The 20,542-nt window shown below is 59.6% G+C and carries 18 protein-coding genes and 1 pseudogene; 13 read left to right on the forward strand and 6 right to left on the reverse strand.

Annotated features, from left to right (window positions below):
• Positions 1-54: 54 nt before the first annotated feature.
• The 4 genes from cdd to ABLV54_RS24840 form a co-directional block, all read right to left on the reverse strand.
• A complete protein-coding gene (gene cdd / locus ABLV54_RS24825; protein ID WP_248861008.1) occupies positions 55-939 on the reverse strand; it encodes a cytidine deaminase in 885 nt (294 codons plus the stop codon).
• A 128-nt stretch (positions 940-1,067) separates the two neighbouring features.
• On the reverse strand, positions 1,068-1,763 hold the full coding sequence (locus ABLV54_RS24830) for a CidB/LrgB family autolysis modulator (RefSeq protein ID WP_004201621.1): 696 nt from the start codon (positions 1,761-1,763) through the stop codon (positions 1,068-1,070).
• Complete coding sequence (locus ABLV54_RS24835) at positions 1,753-2,157, reverse strand: CidA/LrgA family protein (RefSeq protein WP_023290438.1); 405 nt, start codon at positions 2,155-2,157, stop codon at positions 1,753-1,755. The genes ABLV54_RS24830 and ABLV54_RS24835 overlap by 11 nt, the downstream gene beginning before the upstream one ends.
• 127 nt (positions 2,158-2,284) lie before the next feature.
• Complete coding sequence (locus tag ABLV54_RS24840; protein ID WP_214183938.1) at positions 2,285-3,190, reverse strand: LysR family transcriptional regulator; 906 nt, start codon at positions 3,188-3,190, stop codon at positions 2,285-2,287.
• 127 nt (positions 3,191-3,317) lie between these two features.
• On the opposite strand from ABLV54_RS24840, the gene ABLV54_RS24845 reads away from it, so the two are divergent.
• From ABLV54_RS24845 to ascB, 10 genes and pseudogenes are all read left to right on the forward strand, one after another.
• Positions 3,318-4,676 carry an aromatic acid/H+ symport family MFS transporter gene (locus ABLV54_RS24845; protein WP_348814246.1) on the forward strand — a complete coding sequence of 453 codons (1,359 nt, stop codon included), beginning with the start codon at positions 3,318-3,320 and terminating at the stop codon, positions 4,674-4,676.
• A gap of 11 nt (positions 4,677-4,687) precedes the next feature.
• A complete protein-coding gene (gtdA, locus tag ABLV54_RS24850; protein ID WP_214183939.1) occupies positions 4,688-5,725 on the forward strand; it encodes a gentisate 1,2-dioxygenase in 1,038 nt (345 codons plus the stop codon).
• A gap of 17 nt (positions 5,726-5,742) precedes the next feature.
• Positions 5,743-6,444: a fumarylacetoacetate hydrolase family protein gene (locus ABLV54_RS24855; protein WP_050533183.1), complete on the forward strand. Its 702-nt coding sequence runs from the start codon at positions 5,743-5,745 to the stop codon at positions 6,442-6,444.
• 8 nt (positions 6,445-6,452) lie between these two features.
• Positions 6,453-7,097: a maleylacetoacetate isomerase gene (maiA, locus tag ABLV54_RS24860; protein WP_214183940.1), complete on the forward strand. Its 645-nt coding sequence runs from the start codon at positions 6,453-6,455 to the stop codon at positions 7,095-7,097.
• Positions 7,098-7,109: 12 nt separating this feature from the next.
• Positions 7,110-8,303: a 3-hydroxybenzoate 6-monooxygenase gene (locus ABLV54_RS24865; RefSeq protein ID WP_060590031.1), complete on the forward strand. Its 1,194-nt coding sequence runs from the start codon at positions 7,110-7,112 to the stop codon at positions 8,301-8,303.
• Between the two features lie 74 nt (positions 8,304-8,377).
• Positions 8,378-9,310 carry a tRNA dihydrouridine(16) synthase DusC gene (dusC, locus tag ABLV54_RS24870; protein WP_248861009.1) on the forward strand — a complete coding sequence of 311 codons (933 nt, stop codon included), beginning with the start codon at positions 8,378-8,380 and terminating at the stop codon, positions 9,308-9,310.
• Between the two features lie 356 nt (positions 9,311-9,666).
• Positions 9,667-11,031, forward strand: coding sequence for a carbohydrate porin (locus ABLV54_RS24875; RefSeq protein ID WP_248861010.1), 1,365 nt, complete (start codon positions 9,667-9,669; stop codon positions 11,029-11,031).
• 155 nt (positions 11,032-11,186) lie between these two features.
• Complete coding sequence (gene bglG / locus ABLV54_RS24880; protein WP_023290435.1) at positions 11,187-12,020, forward strand: transcriptional antiterminator BglG; 834 nt, start codon at positions 11,187-11,189, stop codon at positions 12,018-12,020.
• 29 nt (positions 12,021-12,049) lie between these two features.
• Positions 12,050-14,021: pseudogene (bglF, locus tag ABLV54_RS24885) on the forward strand (PTS beta-glucoside transporter subunit IIABC).
• Between the two features lie 15 nt (positions 14,022-14,036).
• Entirely contained in the window at positions 14,037-15,431 is a 1,395-nt protein-coding gene (ascB, locus tag ABLV54_RS24890; RefSeq protein ID WP_032453515.1) for a 6-phospho-beta-glucosidase, read from the forward strand.
• Positions 15,432-15,464: 33 nt separating this feature from the next.
• Here the strand turns inward: ascB and ABLV54_RS24895 are convergent, their stop codons facing one another.
• The gene (locus ABLV54_RS24895) at positions 15,465-16,199 is read right to left on the reverse strand and encodes a class I SAM-dependent methyltransferase (RefSeq protein WP_248861011.1); all 735 of its coding nucleotides are present in this window, start codon (positions 16,197-16,199) and stop codon (positions 15,465-15,467) included.
• A 128-nt stretch (positions 16,200-16,327) separates the two neighbouring features.
• Here ABLV54_RS24895 and mdtQ point away from each other — a divergent pair, with 128 nt between their 5' ends.
• A complete protein-coding gene (gene mdtQ / locus ABLV54_RS24900) occupies positions 16,328-17,767 on the forward strand; it encodes a multidrug resistance outer membrane protein MdtQ (protein ID WP_044524206.1) in 1,440 nt (479 codons plus the stop codon).
• A gap of 32 nt (positions 17,768-17,799) precedes the next feature.
• On the opposite strand, the gene ABLV54_RS24905 is transcribed toward mdtQ, so the two are convergent.
• Complete coding sequence (locus ABLV54_RS24905; protein ID WP_232689906.1) at positions 17,800-18,369, reverse strand: DedA family protein; 570 nt, start codon at positions 18,367-18,369, stop codon at positions 17,800-17,802.
• Positions 18,370-18,522: 153 nt separating this feature from the next.
• On the opposite strand from ABLV54_RS24905, the gene ABLV54_RS24910 reads away from it, so the two are divergent.
• Together ABLV54_RS24910 and pbpG are read left to right on the forward strand one after the other, a co-directional pair.
• Positions 18,523-19,110: a Yip1 family protein gene (locus tag ABLV54_RS24910; RefSeq protein ID WP_032453512.1), complete on the forward strand. Its 588-nt coding sequence runs from the start codon at positions 18,523-18,525 to the stop codon at positions 19,108-19,110.
• Positions 19,111-19,298: 188 nt separating this feature from the next.
• Positions 19,299-20,249 carry a D-alanyl-D-alanine endopeptidase gene (pbpG, locus tag ABLV54_RS24915; protein WP_074194602.1) on the forward strand — a complete coding sequence of 317 codons (951 nt, stop codon included), beginning with the start codon at positions 19,299-19,301 and terminating at the stop codon, positions 20,247-20,249.
• Positions 20,250-20,542: the final 293 nt, after the last annotated feature.

Genomic DNA, 20,542 nt, shown 5'->3' on the forward strand with positions numbered 1-20,542 from the left:
CGGCCGGATTAGACGAAACCGTCATCCGGCCACCTGCTCAGGCGCGCAGGCTGATTAACCTAACAGCACGCGCTCGATATTGTGGCAGCCCAGCGCCTTCAGGGTGGCGACGGTGGCGTCCCACTGAATCAGCGCCGCATCGGCTTTCTCCGCCAGGATCGCCCGCTGGATGTCCGGATAATCATAGCCGTTGAGGCTGAGGAGATTCAGCGCCCCCTGCAGCGGCGGCAGCGTCGGGTTGAACGCCGCGTTTTCCGCATAGCTGCCGCTGAAAAGGGTGCCATCTTTCAGCTCCAGCGCTACGCCGGAAGGAGAGTGGCTGTACGGCGCGTGGCAGCGGTTAGCGGCCTCAATCGCCGCCTGGGACAGGGCATCGCCGCTGACCGGGAAGCCGTGGTTCTGGTGGTCCATCAGCAGGGTTTTGATCTCCAGGTCTTTCGGGCCGAAGGCATCCGGCAGATAGTGCTGCAGCGCATGGGCTTCGCGACCGGGCAGATGAATGCGCAGCGCCAGTCCGCTGTTCAGTTCGTTCATAAACTGACGGCAATGGCCGCACGGCGTGTAGTTCACCGTGATAGCGCGCAGGGAGGTTTCACCGCGCAGCCAGGCGTGGCTGATGGCGCTCTGCTCCGCATGGACGGTCTGCTGCATGGTGGCGCCGAGAAACTCCATATTGCCGCCAAAGTACCAGCGGCCGCTGACGCCGCGGGCGATAGCCCCGACGTTAAAGTGGGAAAGGTCGGCGCGCGCGCAGGCGGCGGCCAGCGGCAGTAGCGCAAAGGCCAGCGCGTCTTCGTCCAGACCTGTCGCCTGTTGCAGCGTCGCCACCTGATCGGCCTCGAGCAGCGCCGGGAAGTGCGGGTCGGCGAGCATCGGGGCGATGGCCGCCTGCAGGTCTGCTGCCAGATTCGTCAAAGCAGCTTGAAAACGTGAGTGCATAGCGTTGCCTCATAACAGTGTAATGGGAAACCAGTGTACGGGCGTCAAGGGGTTTCAAGTGTGATTTACATCTCATTGCTAATGCAACTTTTCATCGTTGCATTAATAAATGTGATACGAGTCACATTTTATCCCACTACCGCAAGGATCAGCGGGAATAAAAACGGCGCCATCAACGAGGTGATGATCCCGCACAGCACCAGCGCCAGCGAGCTGAACGCCCCTTCCTGATAGTCCAGTTCCGCACAGCGGGCGGTACCGAGGGCGTGCGAGGCGGTGCCCATCGACAGGCCGCGCGACGCTTTAGTGCGAATACGCATCAGGTTGAGCAGGGTATGGCCGAATACCGCGCCAAGGATGCCGACAAAAATCACGCACACGGCGCTAATGGCCGGGATGCCGCCGATACTGCCGCTCACCGCCATGGCAATCGGCGTGGTCACCGATTTGGGCAGAACAGAGGCGGCGATCTGCGGTGTGGCGCCCATCAGCAGGGCCACGGTGGTGCCGGTGATCATCGCCACGCAGCTGCCGATAAAGCAGATGGTGATGATCGATTTCCAGCGCGCGCGGATCTGGTGCAGCTGTTCATACAGCGGGAAAGCCAGCGCGACCACCGCCGGCTGCAGCAGATCGTTCAGGATCTTGCTGCCGGCAAAGTAACGCTCATAGGAGATCCCGGTCAGCAGCAGAAACGGGATTATCACTACCATCGCCACCAGCAGCGGGTTGAGTAGCGGGAACTTAAAGCGGGCCGCCAGTTTGCGGGCGAGGAAAAAGACGATCAGGGTTAGCGGCAGCGACCACCAGATTTCATGCATCATTTTTCTTTTCCTTTTGCCCAATCACTTTGCGTTCGCCATGCACCAGGTGAGAGCTCCAGCTCACCACCACAAACACCACCAGCGTGCTGATGGCGCAGGAGATGACGACCGGCCCCAGCTGGGCGCGCAGCAGATCCCAGTACTGCATCACGCCGACGCCGATCGGCACGAACAGCAGCGCCATATAGCGGATCAGGATGTTGCAGCCGGGGTTGACCCACTGCGGCGGCATAATTTGCAGCGCCAGCAGCACGAAGAGGATCAGCATGCCGATGATGCTGCCGGGGATGGTGATGGGCAGCAGCCCGGCGATAAATATTCCGGCGTATAAGCAGGCGTAAATCAGGACGAAAGCCCGCAGGTAGTGCCAGATAATAGTCAGCGATTTACTCATGGTATTAACCCTTGATGAACTGAATTCATCATACAATTAATCCCTAAAATGTGCTACCGATCACATCATGAATTCTGCGCATCCCGGGCATAGACAATGGGAACCGAGAGGTCATTCGGCGAACACCCTATTCGGCGAGATAGTGCAGAAAGCGAGCGAGGGCCTGGGAGGGCACTTCGCTTTTGCGCCAGAACACCCCAACGCTACCTTTTTGCTCTATACGAGGCAAATTAAGAATGGCCAGCTGGCGATGTTCGGCGTAATGCTGCGCCAGCCGCAAGGAAAGAATAGAGATCATATTGCTGTTTTGCAGCAAATTGCTGGTGACGTTCATCGAGGCCGACTCGATGGTGTTCTCCGGCAGCATCACGCCGTTATCCACCAGCGCGTTATCAATACTCTGGCGAATGGGCGTGCCGGTGGGCCAGACAATCCAGCGCCAGGCGGCGAGATCCGACCAGCTCAGGTGCGCCCGGCTGGCCAGCGGGTGATCGGGGCGGGCGACAAAACAGACTGGTTCGGTATACAGCACCCGATAGTTGAGGGGCAACTCGAGCGCGCGACCGCCAACCCGGCCCACGACCACATCCACCACGCCGGAGAGCAGGTCGTGCAGCAGCGGGGTCATCACTTTTTCTTCGATATTCAGATGCAGGGTCGGCATCTCGTTGAGCAGGGCGAGGATCGCCTGCGCCACGCAGTCTGTCGCCACCGGCGAGCAGCCGATCATCAGGCTGCCGACCAGCCCGCCTTGCTTAAAGCGCTCGATCTCGTACTGCGAGCGCGACATGTCGTTGATTAGCCGCTGGGCGTGCTGGAGCAGCAGTTTACCGCCTTCCGAAGGGCGCAGGCCCTTGCTGTGACGCTCAAACAGCGGCATACCCACCTCGTCTTCAAACTGCGTCAGCCACTTGGAGAGCGCGGGCTGGGTGATATTCATCATTTTCGCCACCTGGGTAAGGTTCCCTTGCTCACCCAGCGCCACCAGCATTTTCAGATGCTGTAGCTTCAGTTTTTGCGTCCAGTTTGCCATCAGTCGATAACCTCCAGGTTATGTCTGTGCCCGAAAAGCCATTGTACAATTCATCGCCATAATTACAAAATCGCAACATAAAAGAAATAAATACAACATCTACCCTGACCTGCACTGAGGCATCATTATGGCTCAACGACGTGAACTACAGACCTTGCTTAACGCCGCCCCGGTGGGCGCGCTGCAGTGGCGTGTGATTATCTGCTGTTTCCTGGTGGTGATGCTCGACGGCTTCGATACCGCCGCCATCGGTTTTATCGCCCCCGACATTCGTCTTCACTGGCAGCTAAGCGCCGGCGATCTGGCGCCGCTGTTTGGCGCCGGACTGCTGGGGCTGACCGCCGGGGCGCTGCTCTGCGGACCGCTTTCTGACCGCTTTGGCCGCAAACGGGTGATCGAATTCTGCGTGGCGCTGTTTGGTTTGTTCAGTCTGCTTTCGGCGTTCTCTACCAGCCTTGACATGCTGGTGATCCTGCGATTCCTCACCGGTCTGGGGCTGGGGGGAGCGATGCCCAATACCATTACCATGACTTCGGAATATCTGCCGGCCCGCCGCCGTGGCGCTCTGGTTACCCTGATGTTCTGCGGCTTCACGCTCGGCTTAGCGCTGGGTGGCGTGGTGAGCGCGCAGCTGGTGGCGCGCATTGGCTGGCACGGCATTCTGGCCTTGGGCGGGATCCTGCCGCTGCTGCTGGCCGTCGCGCTGCTGTGGGTGTTGCCGGAATCCCCTCGCTGGCAGGTACGCCGCGGGCTGCCGCAGGCCACCATCGCCAGAACGGTCAGCGCTATCACCGGCGAGCGCTATCCCGATACCCGGTTCTGGCTGGATGAACCGGCAGCCGGGCCGAAGGGCAGTATTAGCCAGCTGTTTGTCGGCCGCCAGCTGGCGATCACCCTGATGCTCTGGGTGGTGTTCTTTATGAGCCTGCTGATTATCTACCTGCTTTCCAGCTGGATGCCGACGCTGCTTAACCATCGCGGGATCGATCTCCAGCATGCGTCGTGGGTCACCGCCGCGTTTCAGATCGGCGGTACGCTTGGGGCTTTACTGCTTGGCGTTCTGATGGACCGCTTTAATCCCTTCCGCGTGCTGGCGCTGAGCTACTGTCTGGGGGCGTTGTGCATCGTGATGATTGGTTTAAGCGAAAACGGGCTGTGGCTGATGGCGCTGGCGATTTTCGGCACCGGGATTGGCGTCAGCGGTTCCCAGGTGGGCCTTAATGCCCTGACCGCTACGCTCTATCCCACCCAAAGCCGCGCCACCGGCGTAAGCTGGTCCAATGCCGTGGGCCGCTGCGGCGCCATCGTCGGGTCGCTCTCCGGCGGCATGATGATGGCGATGAATCTCTCTTTTAGCACCTTGTTTTACGTTATTGCGGTTCCGGCTGCGGTCAGCGCGGGGATGCTTATCCTGCTGACCCTGGCGGTCCGCCACTCTGGATCGGTACCCGACGCGTTGCCCTCCACCGGCATCGTGAACAAGTAAGGAGAATAATAATGACATCATTCACCACCGAGACGAGCCGCGATCGCCAGCGGTTCTATCAACAGATTTCCGGGCAGAACCTGACCCCGCTGTGGGAATCGCTGCACCACCTGGTCCCGCAAACGCCGAACGCCAACTGCGCCCCGGCGTACTGGAACTATCAGGAGATCCGCCCGCTGCTGCTGGAGAGCGGGCAGCTCATCGGCGCCAAAGAGGCGGTGCGCCGGGTGCTGGTGCTGGAGAACCCGCAGCTGCACGGCCAGTCGTCCATAACCTCGTCGCTGTATGCAGGCCTGCAGCTGATCATGCCCGGCGAAGTAGCGCCGAGCCATCGTCATAACCAGTCGGCGCTGCGTTTTGTCGTGGAAGGCCACGGCGCGTTTACCGCCGTCGATGGCGAGCGCACGGCCATGAGTCCCGGCGATTTTATCCTGACGCCGCAGTGGCGCTGGCACGATCATGGTAATCCGGGGGATGAACCGGTTATCTGGCTGGACGGGCTCGATCTGCCGCTGGTCAACTATCTTGGCTGCGGCTTTGCGGAAGATTACCCGCAGGATCAGCAGCCGGTCACCCGCCCGGAGGGTGATTATCTGCCGCGCTACGCCGCCAATATGCTGCCGCTGCGCCACCAGGCAGGGAATTCCTCGCCAATTTTCAACTACCGCTACGAGCGCAGTCGCGAAGCCCTGCACGACCTGACCCGTCTCGGCGCGGCCGATGATTGGGACGGCTATAAGATGCGCTACGTCAACCCGGTAACCGGCGGATATCCGATGCCCTCGATGGGCGCATTCCTGCAGCTGTTGCCGAAAGGGTTCCGGTCGCGGGTGGCGAAAACCACCGACAGCACCATCTACCACGTGGTGGAAGGCAGTGGCCAGGTGACCATTGGCGAACAAACCTTTGTCTTCCAGGCAAAAGATATCTTCGTGGTGCCGACCTGGCATGGCGTCTCGTTCAGCGCCCGCGAAGAGTGCGTTTTATTCAGCTTCTCGGACCGTCCGGTACAGGAGGCCTTAGGCCTGTTCCGCGAAGCGCGTTATTAATAATAAGGAAAATCATCATGACTCAATACGTTTTTGCACCCCAGGCCCCAGTCAGCATCCCTGTCGTTGGCAGCGATGCGCAGTTTCCGGTCCGCCGCGTGTACTGCGTTGGCCGCAACTATGCCGCCCACGCCCGTGAAATGGGGTTCGATCCCGATCGCGAGCCGCCGTTCTTCTTTTGCAAACCGGCGGATGCGGTGGTCCCGGTTGCCGCTGGCGAAACGCGGGATCTGCCTTACCCGACGCAGACTGACAACTATCACTACGAGATTGAGCTGGTGGTGGCGATTGGTAAACAGGGGCGCGATATTCCCCTGGAGCAGGCGCAGGAATATATCTGGGGCTATGCCACCGGCCTGGATATGACCCGTCGCGACCGCCAGATGGAGATGCGCCAGATGGGGCGGCCGTGGGAGATCGGTAAAGCCTTCGATCTTTCCGCCCCCATCGCGCCGTTGCATAAAGCCGCCGATATCCACGAGGTGAATCAGGCCGGGATCTGGCTGCAGGTCAATGGCCAAGATCGTCAGCGCAGCGATATTCGCCATCTGATCTGGTCGGTGAATGAAACCATCAGCTATCTCTCGGGCTTTTTCGAACTGCAGCCGGGGGATCTGATTTTTACCGGCACTCCGGAAGGCGTTGGCGCGGTCGTGAAGGGCGATGTGATCACCGGTAACGTCGACGGACTGACGCCAGTTGCCGTTCGCGTGGTGTGAGGTGAGCGATGAAGCTGTACAGTTTTTTTAATAGCTCCGCCTCGTACCGCGTGCGCATTGCGCTGGCGCTGAAGGGCATTGACTATCAGAGCGTGGGAGTGAATATCCGCATTGGTGCGCAGAATGCGCTGGAGTACCGGCGGCTGAATCCGGTTGGGCTGGTGCCGACGCTCATCACCGATGACGGTGAATCGCTGGGCCAGTCGCTGGCGATAATTGACTGGCTCGACCGCCATTATCCGCACAACCCGCTGGTGCCCCCGGAAGATCCGGCACGGATGCGGGTGCTGGAGATGGTCCACGTCATTGCCTGCGATATCCATCCGATTAATAACATACGGGTGTTACGCTACCTGGGCGATGAGCTGAAGATCAGCGAAGAGGAAAAGCAGCGCTGGTACGCCCACTGGATCCAGCAGGGGCTGAGCGCGCTGGAGCAACTGCTGCGGCAGGCGAAATCCGGCGATTACTGCGTCGGTAACAGGCCGACGCTCGCCGACTGCTGCCTGGTGCCGCAGTGGGCCAACGCGCAGCGGATGGGATGCGACCTTAGCCATTATCCGCGCTGCCAGGCGGTGTACGACACCTGTACCCGGCTACCGGCGTTTATCGCCGCCGCGCCGGAAAATCAACAAGACAAAATTCCGGCCTAGGGAGGAAAGAGTATGGCGAAAGTGACGCGAGCAATTATCGTCGGCGGCGGCATTGGCGGCGCGGCGACGGCGCTCTCTCTGGCGCGCCAGGGGATCAAAGTGATGCTGCTGGAGAAGGCGCATGAAATCGGTGAAATCGGCGCCGGTATCCAGCTGGGGCCGAATGCTTTTTCGGCGCTGGATAGTCTGGGCGTCGGTGATGTGGCGCGCCAGCGGGCGGTCTTTACCGACCACATCACGATGATGGATGCGGTGAATGGGGAAGAGGTGGTGTGTATTGAGACCGGCCAGGCCTTCCGCGACCATTTCGGCGGACCCTATGCGGTGATCCACCGGGTAGATATTCACGCCACCGTGTGGGAAGCGGCGCTGACCCATCCCGGCGTGGAATACCGGACTTCCACCCAGGTGGTGGATATTCGCCAGACCGCCGATGAGGTGACCGTCTTTGATGACAAAGGCAACAACTGGACCGCCGATATTCTGCTGGGCTGCGACGGCGTGAAGTCCGTGGTGCGTCAGAGCCTGCTCGGCGATGCGCCGCGGGTCACCGGCCATGTGGTATATCGTGCGGTGATCGAGGCGGCTGATATGCCGGAAGACCTGCGGATTAACGCCCCGGTACTATGGGCCGGGCCGCACTGTCATCTGGTGCATTATCCGCTGCGCGGCGGCAAACAGTACAACCTGGTGGTTACCTTCCACAGCCGCGAAAGCGAGGAGTGGGGCGTGCGCGACGGCAGCAAAGCGGAGGTGCTCTCCTATTTTAAAGGTATTCATCCACGCCCGCGGCAGATGCTGGACAAACCAACCTCCTGGCGGCGCTGGTCTACCGCCGACCGCGAGCCGGTTGAAAAGTGGGGCAACGATCGCATTACCCTGGTAGGGGATGCTGCCCATCCGGTGGCGCAGTATATGGCGCAGGGCGCCTGCATGGCGCTGGAGGATGCGGTCACGATAGGTAAAGCGCTGCAGCAGTGCGATGGCGATGCCGCCCGCGCCTTCGCGCTGTATGAGTCGGTGCGTATTCCGCGTACCGCGCGGATTGTCTGGTCCACCCGCGAGATGGGGCGGATCTATCACGCGGCAGGCGTCGAGCGGCAGGTGCGTAATCTGCTGTGGAAGGGCAAAAGTCAGCAGGAATTCTATCGCGGCATGGAGTGGCTGTATGGCTGGAAAGAGGATAACTGCCTTGCACCGCGCTGAGGCCCTGCATTGAGATCTTTCAACCAACGCCCGGAGGCGCTACCATAGCGCCTCTTTTTTTTCCGGGTAACGATATGCGTGTACTACTGGCGCCGATGGAAGGCGTGCTCGATTCGCTGGTGCGCGAGCTGCTGACCGAAGTGAACGATTACGATCTGTGCATCACCGAGTTTCTGCGGGTGGTGGATCAACTGCTGCCGGTTAAATCGTTCTACAGGCTGTGCCCGGAACTGCATCATCAAAGCCGCACCCCGTCCGGTACCCGCGTGCGCGTCCAGCTGCTGGGGCAATATCCCGAGTGGCTGGCGGAAAACGCCGCCCGCGCGGTGGCGCTTGGCTCGTGGGGCGTCGATTTAAACTGCGGCTGTCCGTCGAAGCTGGTGAACGGCAGCGGCGGCGGGGCGACGCTGCTGAAAGACCCGGAGCTTATCTATCGCGGCGCGAAGGCGATACGCGAGGCGGTGCCCGGTCATCTGCCGGTGACGGTGAAAGTTCGTCTCGGCTGGGACAGCGGCGAACGGCGCTTTGAAATCGCCGACGCGGTGCAGCAGGCGGGGGCCAGCGAGCTGGTGGTCCACGGCCGCACCAAAGAGGATGGCTACAAAGCGGAGCGCATCAACTGGCAGGCCATCGGCGAGATCCGCCGGCGCCTGACCATTCCGGTAGTCGCCAACGGCGAAATCTGGGACTGGCAAAGCGCTCAGGACTGTATGGCCGTCACCGGCTGCGATTCGGTGATGATTGGCCGCGGGGCGCTCAACGTACCGAACCTCAGCCGGGTGATCAAATACAACGAACCGCGCATGCCGTGGCCGCAGGTGGTTCGGCTGTTGCAAAAATATACCCGTCTGGAAAAGCAGGGCGATACCGGCCTGTATCATGTGGCGAGAATTAAGCAGTGGCTGGGCTATTTACGCAAGGAATATACCGAGGCGCTGACGCTGTTTAATGAAATTCGCGCCCTGCAAACCTCTGCTGAAATAGCGGCGGCGATCGCCCGCTATTAAGCGCCATATTGTTATTCGCTTCACATATTATTACTTGCCAGCCTATTGATGATAGGCATGAGTGAAATAAAGTGATACTGTGCGGTCAATCAATTCAGGATTGCTACTGAACGCAGGCAAAACCTAAGCACTTCCGTCATTCGTGGCGGCAAGTGCTTAGGTTTTTTTTTGGCCAAAATTTAACGGTGGATAAATGATGACGTAAAACAAGAGATTGTCATTCATCTTTTCTCTGGCACGGTCGCGGTTTTATTACCGAAGGACGCCCCTTGCCATTCATTTTTTAAAAAAGAAAACAGGTAAATAAATAGCCTGGGGATCCCCTTTGTTTTTATTCAGTCACGGTGGAGATCACAATGTATAACAAAAAAATAAATCAGCTTTTTATCGGCGCGGCGCTGGCGGCGATGGCGCCCGTCGTGAACGCGGCGCAAACCCCGGCGTGGAACGGCAGCGTGCTGGGGTTTGAAGCCGGACAGCCAGGGCTGCTGGGCGATATGCTGGGTATTCGTCCAATCCTTGAAGAGAACGGCTTTCATTATAATCTCGGCTATCTTAACGAGATGGCCTACAACGCCGGCGGCGGTTATAACCACGATAAACATCTGGCCTATATTGACCAGGTGTCGTTGACCTTTACCCAGGATCTTGAGCGCTGGACAGGCATACCGGACGCCCGTCTCGAGGGCAACATCGTCAACCGCAACCACGATGATAACCTCACCACGAAACGGCTGCAGGATCCGCGGGTCAGCTTCAACGATCTGTCGCAGGAGAGCTGGGGCGGCGGGTCGATCACCCGTCTCGGCTGGCTGACCTTCGCCCGCAGCTTTGACGACCGTCGTCTGACCTGGCGCATCGGCATGATGAACAAGGTGCAAACCTTCGACCAGATCATTCCCTGCGATTTCCAGCTGTTGACCCAGTGCGGCGGCAAATCGGCCAACTCGCTGACCTGGAATAACTGGAACATCCACACCTGGGGCACCACCCTGGAGTACAAGCTGACGCCGACGGTCACCCTCAAAGGCGGGGTGATGGAGCAAAACCCGCAGGCCGCCTCGCGCAGCCATGCCTGGAGCTGGTCGACGAAGGGCAGCAAAGGCATTTTACTGCCGCTGGAGATCGAAACCCGTCCGCTGATGAATGGCCTGCCGGGAGCCTATAACCTCGGCGTGGTCTGGACTAACGCGCCGCAAAGCGACCTCTACAGCGGCAAATCCGGCGGCGCCGGGGCGACGGACCCGCAGGGCTACGCCGAGCACGACAGCACCTGGTTTATGTACGCCGGCCTGAACCAGCAGATTACCCGCCACGCCGACGATCCGCTGCGGGGAATGAGCGTCTCGCTGAGCGGCAGCCTCAGCGACCAGCGCAGCAACTATATCCATTCCGCCGTCGCCGCCTCGATGCGTTACCGCGGGCTGTTTGACGCCCGTCCGGAGGACTGGATCGGCTTCGGCCTGACGTGGATCGACATGAGCAGCCACTACGCGCGCAATCAGCGCTATATGAACCAGCTCAGCGGCGCCGCCGACTATAACGATCCGGCCTGGCAGCCGGTGGCCGGCCACTCGCTGAACGGCGAACTCTATTATCGCTTCCGTCCGGTCTCCTGGCTGGAGCTGCAGCCGGGCCTGCAGTACTGGCACCGTCCGGGCAGCGTTGCGCAGACCCAGGACGCGTGGGTGGTGGAGTGGAAAACCGTCGTGACCTTCTGATAGTCGCGATCTTAATCACGTTTTTTCACTTGTCAGGTTGAGCGCGCAGCAGAAGTTGTTACAGTGCTGGCGTTGGATTGCAACTGCTGCGGCAGGCAAAACCTGATTACCTGACGTTTCGTCGGGGGTCAGGTTTTTTTGTTTCTGGGGTCAATATGCAAATCGCCAAAGTACTCAATAACAATGTGGTGGTGGTTCTTGACGAACACCAGCGCGAACAGGTGGTGATGGGGCGAGGGCTGGCCTTTCAGAAACGCCCGGGCGACGCGCTGGACGACAGCAAAATTGAAAAAGTCTTCGCCTTACAAAGTGATGAACTGGTCGGCCGCTTAGGTGAACTGCTCAGTCAGATTCCGTTAGAAGTGATGACCACCTGCGATCGCATTATCGACCTGGCGCGCGGGCGGTTGGGCAAGTTACAGGAAAGTTTGTACATCACGTTAACGGATCACTGTCACTTTGCTATCGAGCGGCAGAAAAAGGGCATCGCGCTGCGTAACGTGCTGCTGTGGGAGATCAAGCGGCTCTATCCGAAGGAGTTCGCGCTGGGCCAGGAGGCAAGGGCCATTATTGGCAAACGGCTCGGCGTGGCGCTGGCGGAGGATGAAGCCGGATTTATCGCCCTCCATCTGGTGACGGCGCAGCTCAACAGCGAAATGCCGGAGGTCATGCACGTGACCCGGGTGATGCAGGAGATCCTGCAGCTGGTGAAGTATCAGCTGCAGCTGAACTACGACGAGGAGTCGCTGAGCTATCAGCGTTTCGTCACCCACCTGAAGTTTTTCGCCCAGCGGATGCTGACCCGTACGGTGGTGGAAGATGACGACGTCTCGCTGCACAGCGCGGTGAAAGACAACTACGCCAAAGCGTGGAAGTGCGCGGAAACGGTGGCGACGCATCTGCAAAAGCAGTATCAGCGGGCGCTGACCACCGAAGAAATTATGTTTCTTGCCATTCATATTGAACGGGTAAGAAAAGAGGGACGCTAAGTCTCCCGACAAAACTGGATTGTTACTGCATGATGCAGGCAAAACCTGAGCGCGACGCCTACCGGCGTGGTTCTCGGGTTTTTTTTATTTTTACTACTCAGTCGCCGGTTGTCTGCGGACAGCGGCAGTAAGGAAAAGAGCATGGAATATAAAGCACTCGCGCAGGATATTCTCCGCCGCGTCGGCGGCAAAGAGAACATTGTGAGTCTGGTTCACTGTGCGACACGTCTGCGTTTTAAGCTGAAAGATAACGGCAAAGCCGATGCCGAAGGGCTGAAGGCCAACCCGGGCGTCATTATGGTGGTGGAGAGCGGCGGCCAGTTTCAGGTGGTGATTGGCAACCACGTTCACGACGTCTGGCTGGCGGTGCGTCAGGAGGCAGGGTTAAGCGACGACAGCGAACCGGTGGCGGAAAGCGTTGAAAAAGGGTCGCTGCTGGGGCAGATCATCGATGTCGTGTCGGGAATTTTCACGCCGTTTATCGGCGTGCTGGCGGCCTCCGGTATCCTGAAAGGGATGCTGGCGCTGGCGGTCGTCTGCGGTTGGCTGACCCCGCAACAGGGAACCTATAAAATCTGGTTTGCCGCCAGCGACGCGCTGTTCTTTTTCTTCCCGCTGTTTCTCGGCTACACCGCCGGTAAAAAATTTGGCGGTAACCCGTTTGTCTCGATGGTGATCGGCGGGGCGTTAACCCACCCGCTGATGATTCAGGCCTTTGAGGCCAGCCAGGCGCCGGCCGCGGCGGTGGAGCACTTTCTCGGCATCCCGGTGACCTTTATTAATTACAGCTCATCGGTGATCCCGATTATTCTCGCCTCATGGGTCTGCTGCTGGCTGGAGCGCAAGAGCAACGCGCTGCTGCCGTCATCGATGAAAAACTTTTTTACGCCGGCGATTTGTCTCGCCGTTGTGGTTCCGCTGACGTTTCTGCTGATTGGCCCTCTGGCGACCTGGCTCAGTCATCTGTTGGCCCAGGGGTATCAGATTATCTACGCGGTGGCGCCGTGGCTGGCGGGAGCGGCGATGGGCGCGCTGTGGCAGGTTTGTGTGATCTTCGGCCTGCATTGGGGACTGATTCCGCTGATGATTAACAATCTGACGGTGCTTGGCCATGATTCCATGCTGCCCATGCTGCTGCCGGCCGTTATGGGGCAGGTCGGCGCGGTGCTGGGTATTTTGCTGAAAACCCGCGATGCCCGTCAGAAAGTGCTGGCCGGTTCTGCGTTTTCAGCGGGCATCTTCGGCATTACCGAGCCCGCTATCTATGGCTTAACATTGCCGCTGCGCCGGCCGTTTATCTTCGGCTGCGTGGCGGGCGCCATCGGCGGCGCTATTGTGGGTTTCAGTAATGCTAACGTCTATTCATTCGGCTTCGGGAACATTTTTACCGTGGCGCAAATGATCCCGCCCCAAGGGCTTGATAGCACCGTTTGGGGCGGCATAGTGGGCATCTTCGCGGCGTTGATTATCTCCTGTGGCTTAACTTTCTTCGCCGGCCTGCCGCGCGCCAGCGCCGCTCCGGGCGCCGTGGCGGTAGCGCCGGTCTCGGCAAACGACATTCTGGCGCCGATGAGCGGCAGCGTCATCGCCCTCGATCAGGTGCCGGACAGCACCTTCGCCAGCGGCCTGCTGGGGAATGGGGTCGCCATTATCCCGGCGGTAGGCAAAGTCATCGCCCCGTTCACCGGCGAAGTGGCCTCTCTGTTTCAGACCAAACACGCCATCGGCCTGCAGAGCGACAGCGGCATTGAGCTGCTGATCCACGTCGGCATCGACACGGTCAAACTCGACGGCGTGCCGTTTACCGCGCATGTGAAAGAGGGCGACAGAGTACAGGCCGGCGATCTGCTGATTGAGTTCGATCGTCAGGCAATTCTGGACGCCGGTTACGACCTGGCGACCCCGATTATTATCAGCAACAGCGATGACTATCGTGAGATCGACACGGTGGCGCCCAGCGCCGTCGAAGCCGGTCAGCCGCTGTTGTCAGTCAGCCATTAATCACAGGAGAGAGAGATGAAAACATTCCCGGCAGATTTTTTATGGGGCGGCGCGACCGCGGCGAATCAGGTGGAAGGGGCGTACCTGGAAGATGGCAAAGGGTTATCCACCTCCGATGCGCAGCCGCACGGCGTCTTCGGCGAAGTGGTCGAGCGCGTACCCGGCGACAGCGGGATTAAGGATGTGGCGATCGATTTTTACCATCGTTACCCGGAAGATATCGCCCTGTTTGCCGAGATGGGCTTTAACTGCCTGCGGGTGTCCATCGCCTGGACCCGTATCTACCCCAACGGCGATGACGCCGAGCCGAACGAAGCCGGACTCGTGTTCTACGACAAGTTGTTCGACGAGATGGCGAAGCACAACATCACCCCGCTGGTGACGCTGTCGCATTATGAAATGCCGTGGGCGCTGGTGAAAAACTACGGCGGTTGGGGTAGCCGGCAGGTGATTGGCTTCTTTGAGCGCTACGCCCGGACGGTGTTCAGCCGTTATAAAAACAGGGTCAAACTGTGGCTGACCTTTAACGAAATCAATATGTCGCTGCATGCCCCGATGACCGGCGTCGGCCTGCCGGCCGGCAGCAGCAAAGGCGAGGTATATCAGGCCATTCACCACCAGCTGGTGGCCAGCGCCCTGGCGGTCAAAGCCTGTCACGAGCTGGTGCCCGAGGGCAAAATCGGCAATATGCTGCTCGGCGGGCTGATGTATCCCTTGAGCTGCAAACCCGAAGATGTGTTCGAGACGCTGCAGGAGAACCGCAGCTGGCAGTTCTTCGGCGACGTGCAGGCGCGCGGGGCGTACCCGGGCTATATGCAGCGCTTTTTCCGCGACAACGGCATCACGCTCGACATCACCGAGGCCGATCGCGACACGCTGAAAACCACCGTCGATTTTATCTCCTTCAGCTACTACATGACCGGGTGCGTCACCGCCGATGAGGCGCTGAACCAGCAGGCGCGCGGCAATATTCTCAGCATGGTGCCGAACCCGCACCTGGCGAGCTCGGAGTGGGGCTGGCAGATAGACCCCCTGGGCCTGCGTACGCTGCTGAACGTGCTGTGGGATCGCTATCAGAAGCCGCTGTTTATCGTGGAAAACGGTCTGGGCGCCAAAGATAAGGTGGAAGCCGACGGCAGCATTAACGATGACTACCGCATCAGCTACCTGAACGACCATCTGGTGCAGGCGCGGGAGGCCATTGACGATGGCGTTGAGCTGATGGGCTTTACCAGCTGGGGACCGATTGACCTGGTGAGCGCCTCGAAGGCGGAGCTGTCGAAGCGCTACGGCTTTATCTATGTCGACCGCCATGATGACGGCACCGGCACCCTGGCGCGCAGTAAGAAGAAGAGCTTTGACTGGTATAAAGAGGTGATTGCCAGCCGCGGCGCCAGCCTGAAAGCGTAACGCTTCCCCGCCCGGCCATCGTCGGGCGGGGGATTAAACCGGTTTACGCGCGCGCAGTAAAAAGATCATCGGCCGCTCTTTCTCTTCATCCAGGGCGGGCTGTTGAGCAATCTGTTCGGCGCCTGGCCCCCACTCATCCAGCTGCTCCAGCACAAAACCGGCGGCGATAAGCGCGTTTATCCAGCTCGAGAGTTTGCGGTGCTGTTTAATGACGCCCTCGGCAAACCAGTTGCTGACGCGCTCCCCCTCCTGCTGATAGTGGCTGACCGGCCAGCTCTTTTGCCCCTGTTCATTCACCTGCCATCCCTGCTGCAGCGGCGCGGTATAGATGGGATGTTCGGCAGAAAAGACCAGGATACCGCCAGGGACCAGCGCCTGCTGCAGGGTGGAGAAGAGCGGGGCGATGTCGGGTAAATAATGCAGAGCCAGCGAGCTGTAGATCAGATCGCAGCTGTTGGCGGGCAGCGTCAGGGTTTGCAGATCGGCGCAGCGGTAGTCAATCTCATCCCCGCGAGTCATTTCCCGTGCCTGCGCCAGCATACGCCGGGAGATATCAAACCCCATTATCTGGCTGGCTCCTTGCTGCTGCGCCCAGCGGCAAAACCAGCCGTAGCCGCAGCCGAGATCCACCACCCGCAAACCGGCTAGCGGCGGCAGCATTTGTTGCAGGGCAGGCCACTCCGGTGCGCCATCCAGCCCTTTCACCGAACGATCGAGGGTTGCATAGCCGGCGAAGAAGTGCGGATCGTCATAAATATTCTGGCTCATATTCATCCCTTGAATTGATAAGTTTGTTTATTTTTAGCAAACTAATAATTTAGTCACACGCTTTACTAAACGCGTTTAATTCAATTAACTTATGATCACTCACCTGATTATATTATCTGACCTGTCTAATGAAATTGAGATTAAATAATAGCGTGCTGGCGGCCTTGCCCCTGGCCATCGCGCTGGTAGGCTGCGCGCCTTCCCATGAGGTTGCTCGTCCGCCGCAGCAGCAAATTCCGGCTTCCCATGTTGCCATGGATCTCCCCGCCGCCGTCAAAAACGGCTGGCCGCAGACCGACTGGTGGAAAGACTACCACGATGCCCAACTGGATAATTTGATTCAGCGCGCGCTCGCCAACGCGCCGGATATGCAGATTGCCGAACAGCGCATCAGGCTTGCCGAAGCGCAGGCCAGAATGTCGCAGGCGAATCTTGGCCCGGAGATGGATTTCTCCGCTGACATCGAACGTCAACGCATGTCGGCCGAAGGCCTGATGGGGCCGTTCGCCACCGACACCGACGGCAATACCGGCCCGTGGTACACCAACGGTACCTTCGGCCTGACCGCCGGCTGGGATCTCGATCTGTGGGGCAAAAACCGTGCGCTGGTGAAAGCCCGCATCGGCGAGCTGAAAGCCCAGGTGGCCGAGCAGGCTCAGACCCGCGAGCTGCTCTCCGGCAGCGTGGCGCGCCTGTACTGGCAGTGGCAGACGGAAGCGGCGATCAAAGCGGTGCTGCAGCAGGTGAAAAACGAGCAAAATAATATCGTGACGGTCGACAAGGCCCTGTATCAGCGCGGGATCACCAACTCCGCCGAAGGGGCGGAAAACGATATTAACGTCAGTAAAACCGACCAGCAGCTGGCGGACGTGGCGGGCACGATGAAAGAGATTGAAGCGCGGCTGATGGCCCTGACCAACAGCCAGAGCCAGTCGCTAAACCTCAAACCCGCCAGCCTGCCGACGGTCAGCGCGCAGCTGCCGGACACCCTTGGCTATGAGCTGCTGGCGCGCCGCCCGGATCTGCAGGTTGCTCACTGGTATATCGAGGCGTCGCTGAGCGAAGTGGACGCGGCGAAGGCGGCGTTTTACCCGGACATCAATCTGATGGCGTTCCTGCAGCAGGATGCCCTGCACTTAAGCGATCTTTTCCGCCATTCGGCGCAGCAGATGGGCGTCACCGCCGGACTGACGCTGCCGATCTTCGACAGCGGTCGCCTCAATGCCAATCTGGATATCGCCAGCGCGCAGAACAGCCTGTCCATCGCCCAGTACAACAAAGCGGTGGTGGACGCCGTCAACCAGGTGGCGAAAACCGCCAGCCAGGTCGAGACGCTGATGGCCAAGAGCCAACAGCAGCAGCAGGTTGAAAAAGACGCCCAGCGGGTGGTGGACCTGGCGCAGGCCCGGATGGCGGCGGGGATCTTGCCCGGCTCCCGGGTCAGTATGGCGAAGCTCCCGGCGCTGCAGGAGCGTATCACCGCCTTGCGCCTGCACGGCCAGTGGATTGACGCCAGCATTCAGCTGACCTCGGCCCTCGGCGGCGGCTACCACCAGAGCGTGAAGTAACCGGCCCCCCGGCGCGTCAGCGGGCGCGCCGCTCAGTCTTTCTTCTTCCCTTCGCGCCGCCTGAACCACCAGTGGGCGGCCACGACCACCACCACCGCGAGGATCAGCCAGATCCAGTGCTTCAGATGGGCGTCGAGGTGGTGCAGCCACGGGCCAACCACCTCGCCGCCAACATAGCCTATGGTGGTAAACAGCAGAGCCCACACCAGCGCCCCGGCAATATTCAGCGGCAGGAAAATGCGCGGCGGCAGGCGGCTGGCGCCGATCAGCAGGGGGCCGATCACCCGGAAGCCGTACATAAAGCGGGTGCCGATGACAAACAGCCACGGCCGGTGCTGGATCATGCGCTGGGCTTTCCTGATCCGCGCCTTCTGGCTGGAGAAACGGCGCAGAATGCGCCCGCCGAAGCGGCGACCAAGCAGATAGAGCAACTGATCGCCAATCATCCCGCCGAGGGCGACAGCGATCACCACCAGGGGAAACTTCAGTAGTCCCTGATGCGCCGCGACGCCGCCCAGCAGGGTAATGGTCTCACCTTCCGCCATGCTGCCGACGATCAGCGCCGCGTAGCCATACTGGGAAATCAGGTGATTGATATCCATAAACAGCTTATCTCCTTACCTCATCACCTGTTAATCATACACCCTGCAGGCCAAAACGCGGCGACGCAGATTTTTTGTGCTGTACACAAAATAATCTACAGGGTGAATTATACTTGGATCAGTGCAGTACGAAGCCGTGACAAGGGGGACGCTATGAACCATGTCTGGGGGCTCTTCGCTCATCCCAACCGGGAGATGAGCGTGATAAAGAGCGAGAATGAAACCATTTCTCATCACTATACGCACCATGTGCTGCTGATGGCGGCGGTTCCGGTGGTTTGCGCCTTTATCGGCACCACGCAGCTGGGCTGGAACTTCGGTGACGGCACCATTATTAAACTGTCGATGTGGACCGGGCTGGCTCTGGCTGTCCTGTTTTATGCCGTGATGCTGGCCGGGGTGGCGATCATGGGGCGGGTTATCTGGTGGATGGCCAGGCAATATCCGCAGCAGCCTTCCCTGAAACGCTGCATGGTCTTTGCCGGCTATGTGGCCACGCCGCTGTTCCTGAGCGGGATTGTGGCGCTCTATCCGCTGGTCTGGCTGTGCGCGCTGATCGGTACCGTTGCCTTGTTCTATACCGGTTATCTGCTCTATCTCGGGATCCCGACCTTCCTGAGCATTAACCGGGAAGAGGGGCTCAGTTTCGCCAGCTCGACCCTGGCCATCGGGGTGCTGGTGCTGGAAGTACTGCTGGCGATCACCGTGGTGCTATGGGGCTATGGCTACCGACTGTTCTGATCGGACCAAACGGGTCAATATGCATTGCCGGCAAATATGTATTTTATGTCGGCAATGCAGCATTTCTTCACGATTCTTATTAGGCACAGGGCCTTACGGCGCGGTATGATGGCGTTTGCCAGCGATGTTGCCCACTTAACCTCGCGGCGTACGTTCCATAACGTGCAAAAATACTTTTCAGAATGCCCATGATGCCGAAATTCCGAGTCTCTTTGCTCAGCCTGACCTTGCTGCTGGCTGTGCCTTTTGCGCCCCAGGCGTTAGCAAAAACCCCGACGGCGGTCACCGCCTCGCAGCCGGACATCGCTTCCGGCAGCGCCATGATCGTCGATCTGGCCACCAAAAAAATCATCTACGCCAGCCAGCCGGATCTGGTGCGCCCGATGGCGTCGATCACCAAGGTGATGACCGCCATGGTGGTACTCGATGCCCATCTGCCGCTGGATGAAATGCTGACGGTGGATATCAGCCATACTCCGGAAATGAAGGGGATTTACTCCCGCGTGCGTCTCAATAGCCAGATCAGCCGCCGCGATATGCTGCTGCTGGCGCTGATGTCTTCCGAGAACCGCGCGGCCGCCAGCCTGGCGCATCACTATCCGGGCGGCTACGACGCCTTTATTCGCGCGATGAACGCCAAAGCGCAGGCGCTGGGTATGACCCATACCCGCTATGTGGAGCCCACCGGTCTGTCGGTGCATAACGTCTCCACCGCTCGCGATCTGACCAAACTGCTGATCGCCAGCGAGCAGTATCCGCTGATTGGCCAGCTGAGTACCACCAAAGAAGAGACCGCCACCTTTGCCCATCCGGCCTACAGCCTGCCGTTCCGCAACACTAACCATCTGGTGTATCGCGACAACTGGAACATCCAGCTGACCAAAACCGGCTTCACCAACGCTGCCGGCCACTGCCTGATTATGCGCACGGTGATTAACCAACGCCCGGTGGCGCTGGTGGTGATGGATGCCTTCGGCAAATATACCCACTTCGCCGACGCCAGCCGTTTGCGGACGTGGATCGAGACCGGGAAGGTGATGCCAGTCCCGGCTTCGGCGCTGAGCTATAAAAAGCAGCGCGAAGCGCAGATGGCGGAGGCGATGCTGAAAGGCGGCGCCCAGACCGCGCAGAACGATTAATCTGCATATGCCCCGGATGACGGCGCATTGCGCCTTATCCGGGATAAAGATGCATTTATATCAAAGGGTTATCAGGTTTTGTAGGCCCGGCAAGCGCAGCGCCGCCGGGCAATCACGCCGAGTGTCGCGTTGTGCCGGATGGCGGCTGACGCCTTATCGGCCTACGTTATTTGGCGCCGGGTTCGCCCCCTTAGTAGGCCCGGCAAGCGTAGCGCCGCCGGGCAATCACGCCGAGTGTCGCGTTTGTGCCGGATGGCGGCTGACGCCTTATCCGGCCTACGTTATTTGGCGCC

The sequence above is a fragment of the Klebsiella sp. JB_Kp042 genome, assembly GCF_040065275.1.
Lineage (GTDB): Bacteria > Pseudomonadota > Gammaproteobacteria > Enterobacterales > Enterobacteriaceae > Klebsiella > Klebsiella quasipneumoniae.

Excerpts from the sequence above, each read along its gene's own strand:
- ABLV54_RS24910 (WP_032453512.1), top strand. The coding sequence starts at position 18,523 with ATGAACCATGTCTGGGGGCTCTTCGCTCATCCCAACCGGGAGATGAGC.
- bglG (WP_023290435.1), top strand. The coding sequence starts at position 11,187 with ATGCAAATCGCCAAAGTACTCAATAACAATGTGGTGGTGGTTCTTGAC.
- maiA (WP_214183940.1), top strand. The coding sequence starts at position 6,453 with ATGAAGCTGTACAGTTTTTTTAATAGCTCCGCCTCGTACCGCGTGCGC.
- mdtQ (WP_044524206.1), top strand. The coding sequence starts at position 16,328 with ATGAAATTGAGATTAAATAATAGCGTGCTGGCGGCCTTGCCCCTGGCC.
- pbpG (WP_074194602.1), top strand. The coding sequence starts at position 19,299 with ATGATGCCGAAATTCCGAGTCTCTTTGCTCAGCCTGACCTTGCTGCTG.
- ABLV54_RS24835 (WP_023290438.1), bottom strand. The coding sequence starts at position 2,157 with ATGAGTAAATCGCTGACTATTATCTGGCACTACCTGCGGGCTTTCGTC.
- dusC (WP_248861009.1), top strand. The coding sequence starts at position 8,378 with ATGCGTGTACTACTGGCGCCGATGGAAGGCGTGCTCGATTCGCTGGTG.
- cdd (WP_248861008.1), bottom strand. The coding sequence starts at position 939 with ATGCACTCACGTTTTCAAGCTGCTTTGACGAATCTGGCAGCAGACCTG.
- ABLV54_RS24845 (WP_348814246.1), top strand. The coding sequence starts at position 3,318 with ATGGCTCAACGACGTGAACTACAGACCTTGCTTAACGCCGCCCCGGTG.
- ABLV54_RS24855 (WP_050533183.1), top strand. The coding sequence starts at position 5,743 with ATGACTCAATACGTTTTTGCACCCCAGGCCCCAGTCAGCATCCCTGTC.
- ABLV54_RS24905 (WP_232689906.1), bottom strand. The coding sequence starts at position 18,369 with ATGGATATCAATCACCTGATTTCCCAGTATGGCTACGCGGCGCTGATC.
- ABLV54_RS24865 (WP_060590031.1), top strand. The coding sequence starts at position 7,110 with ATGGCGAAAGTGACGCGAGCAATTATCGTCGGCGGCGGCATTGGCGGC.
- ABLV54_RS24830 (WP_004201621.1), bottom strand. The coding sequence starts at position 1,763 with ATGATGCATGAAATCTGGTGGTCGCTGCCGCTAACCCTGATCGTCTTT.
- ABLV54_RS24840 (WP_214183938.1), bottom strand. The coding sequence starts at position 3,190 with ATGGCAAACTGGACGCAAAAACTGAAGCTACAGCATCTGAAAATGCTG.
- ABLV54_RS24875 (WP_248861010.1), top strand. The coding sequence starts at position 9,667 with ATGTATAACAAAAAAATAAATCAGCTTTTTATCGGCGCGGCGCTGGCG.
- ABLV54_RS24895 (WP_248861011.1), bottom strand. The coding sequence starts at position 16,199 with ATGAGCCAGAATATTTATGACGATCCGCACTTCTTCGCCGGCTATGCA.
- gtdA (WP_214183939.1), top strand. The coding sequence starts at position 4,688 with ATGACATCATTCACCACCGAGACGAGCCGCGATCGCCAGCGGTTCTAT.
- ascB (WP_032453515.1), top strand. The coding sequence starts at position 14,037 with ATGAAAACATTCCCGGCAGATTTTTTATGGGGCGGCGCGACCGCGGCG.